The 2658-nt window shown below is 70.6% G+C and carries 3 protein-coding genes; all 3 read left to right on the plus strand.

Features of this window, described 5'->3' with window-relative positions; translation table 11 throughout:
• Window positions 1-226 precede the first annotated feature (226 nt).
• Window positions 227-1351 carry an AAA family ATPase gene (locus DD1DGNOD_RS18980; RefSeq protein ID WP_131767827.1) on the plus strand — a complete coding sequence of 375 codons (1125 nt, stop codon included), beginning with the start codon at window positions 227-229 and terminating at the stop codon, window positions 1349-1351.
• A 65-nt stretch (window positions 1352-1416) separates the two neighbouring features.
• A complete protein-coding gene (locus DD1DGNOD_RS18985; RefSeq protein WP_131767883.1) occupies window positions 1417-2424 on the plus strand; it encodes a DUF58 domain-containing protein in 1008 nt (335 codons plus the stop codon).
• Window positions 2421-2658, plus strand: a 238-nt coding sequence (locus tag DD1DGNOD_RS18990; RefSeq protein ID WP_206443298.1) for a BatA domain-containing protein, incomplete at its 3' end; no start/stop codon positions are given. The genes DD1DGNOD_RS18985 and DD1DGNOD_RS18990, both read left to right, overlap by 4 nt.

The following is a 2658-nucleotide window of genomic DNA, read 5'->3' on the forward strand; positions in this document are numbered from 1 at the left end:
GCGCTGCGCCACCGCGCTGCGCCACCGCGCTGCGCCACCATGGTCCGCTACCCGCGATCCGTCACCGCTACCCGCGGTCCGCCGCGGGCGGACACCGAACGAGCCGACACCGCATCGACGCGAAAAGCTCAAATTTGCCTTAATTCACCTTAATTCATTGTTCAAACAGGCTGACGAGTTCGGCTTGAGGTCTCGATTCCCCGCGTCGGCTGCGAGACTACAGCTCATGGACGAACGGCTCGCACCCGAGCGCGACCAGGAGGGGAAGTCTCCGGCCAACGACGGGAAGTCTCTCGTCAACCCTGACACGGCCACTGACGCCGACCACCTCGAACGCGCCCTCTTCGAGGTCAAGAAGGTGATCGTCGGCCAGGACCACATGATCGAGCGGATGCTGGTGGCGCTGCTCGCCCGCGGACACTGCCTGCTGGAGGGGGTGCCGGGCGTGGCCAAGACCCTCGCCGTCCAGACCCTCGCCACGGTGGTCGGCGGGACGTTCACGCGCATCCAGTTCACCAGTGACCTGGTCGTGTCCGACATCATCGGTACCCGGGTCTACCGGCAGACCCGGGAGACCTTCGACGTGGAACTGGGGCCCATCTTCGCGAACTTCGTCCTCGCCGACGAGATCAACCGTGCGCCCGCGAAGGTGCAGTCGGCGCTGCTGGAGGTCATGGCCGAGCAGCAGGTGTCCCTGGGCGGTGTCACCCACCGGCTGCCGGCGCCGTTCCTGGTGTTGGCAACGCAGAACCCGATCGAGTCCGAAGGGGTGTACCCGCTTCCGGAAGCGCAGCGTGACCGGTTCCTGATGAAAGTGGACGTGCCGTATCCCAGCACCAACGAGGAGCTGGAAATCGTCCGGCGGATGGGCGTGAAACCACCCCGGGCCGAGCGTGTCCTGGAGCCGCCGACGCTGATCAAACTACAGGAACGCGCCGCCGACGTGTTCGTGCATCACGCGATCGCCGACTACGCGGTCCGCATGGTGTTGGCGACCCGGACACCGGCCGAATTCGGGATGCCCGAACTCACCGGCCATCTCGCCTATGGCGCGTCACCGCGCGCGTCACTCGGCCTGGTCGCGGCGGCACGGGCGCTGGCGATGCTGCGCGGTCGGGACTACGTCGTTCCGGACGACGTCGCCGCGGTCGCTCTGGACGTGCTGCCGCACCGGCTGGTGCTGTCCTACGAGGCCCTTGCGGAGGGGCTGTCCGCGCGGGCCATCGCCGAACGGGTCCTGCGTGGCACCCCGGCGCCGCGGGTCACTCCTCGCCAGCAGGGCCATCCCGGGCACTGGACCACCAATCCGCACGGATTTCCCGAATACCAAGGCCAGGAAACGTCGGGGTGAAGGTGACCCAGCCAACGGACAGGCTCGGCGGACCGGGCGGAGCCGGTGGACCGGGCAGGCTCGGCATCCACGCCACGCAGGGCACACCCGGGGGAGCCGCGGCGGACCCGTCGATCGAGCGAACCCTACGGCGCCTCGAGCTGACCGTCACCCGGCGCCTGGACGGCCTGCTGCTCGGCGACCACCTGGGCCTGATGCCCGGATCGGGGACGGAGAAGGCCGAAAGCCGCACCTACCACGTCGGGGACGACGTCCGGCGGATGGACTGGGCGGTCACGGCCCGGACCACCGTCCCGCACGTGCACGACCTCGTCGCCGACCGCGAGCTGGAGACCTGGGTGCTCGTCGACCTGACGGCAAGCCTTGAGTTCGGCACCTCGAACCTGGAAAAGCGCGACCTCGCGATCGCCGCCGTGGCCGCCGTCGGTTACCTCACGGCACGCAGCGGCAACCGGCTGGGAGCGGTTGTGCTGACAACCGGCTCCGGACCGCGGCTCGTCCCCGCCCGCACCGGCCGGGACGGTCTGCGGGCATTGCTGCGGACGCTGCTGGCGGCGCCGCGGACCGCGCTGGACCGGCCGAGCCGCTCCCCCGGCAGCGCGACCACGACCACAACCGATCTCGCCGCTGCTGTGGACGGGCTGCGCAACCCACCCCGGCGCCGCGGGATGGCCGTCGTGATCTCGGACTTCCTGTCGGTCGACATGTCCTGGGAACGGCCGCTGCGCGCGCTCGCCGGCCGGCACCAGGTACTCGCCATCGAGATCGTCGACCCGCGCGAGCTCGAGCTCCCCAACGTCGGGCTGCTCGACGTGGTCGACCCGGAGACCGGCGCGACGCTTTCGGTGCCCACCTCCTCCCGCCGGCTGCGCGACTCCTACGCCCGGGCCGCCGCGGCACACCGCCGTGAGGTGGACGCGGCGCTGCGCCGGGCCGGAGCCGGCCATCTCGTCCTGCGGACCGACTCCGACTGGCTCACCGACATCGTCCGTTTCGTCCTGGCGACCCGCCGGACCCGTGGCGCGGCCAGACGCCCACCTGTTGCCCCCCGACCCACCGGAGCCGGGCGATGACCTTTCTCGCCGGCCACTGGCTGTGGCTGCTGCTGCTGGTCAGCGCCATCGCCGCCGCCTACATCACGATGTCGCTGCGCCGGGACGTCTATGCGGCGCGCTTCACCGCCGTCGAGTTACTGGCGTCGGTGATGCCACGGCGGCCACAGTGGTGGCGCCGGCACGTCCCCGCGGCCCTCCTGCTGCTCACGCTGGCCGCCATGGTGTTCTCCCTCGCCCGGCCGGCTCGGGTGC

This window comes from Candidatus Protofrankia californiensis (assembly GCF_900634765.1).
Taxonomy (GTDB): domain Bacteria; phylum Actinomycetota; class Actinomycetes; order Frankiales; family Frankiaceae; genus Protofrankia; species Protofrankia californiensis.

Coding starts and splice junctions, on each gene's coding strand:
- DD1DGNOD_RS18980 (WP_131767827.1), top strand. CDS start 227: ATGGACGAACGGCTCGCACCCGAGCGCGACCAGGAGGGGAAGTCTCCG.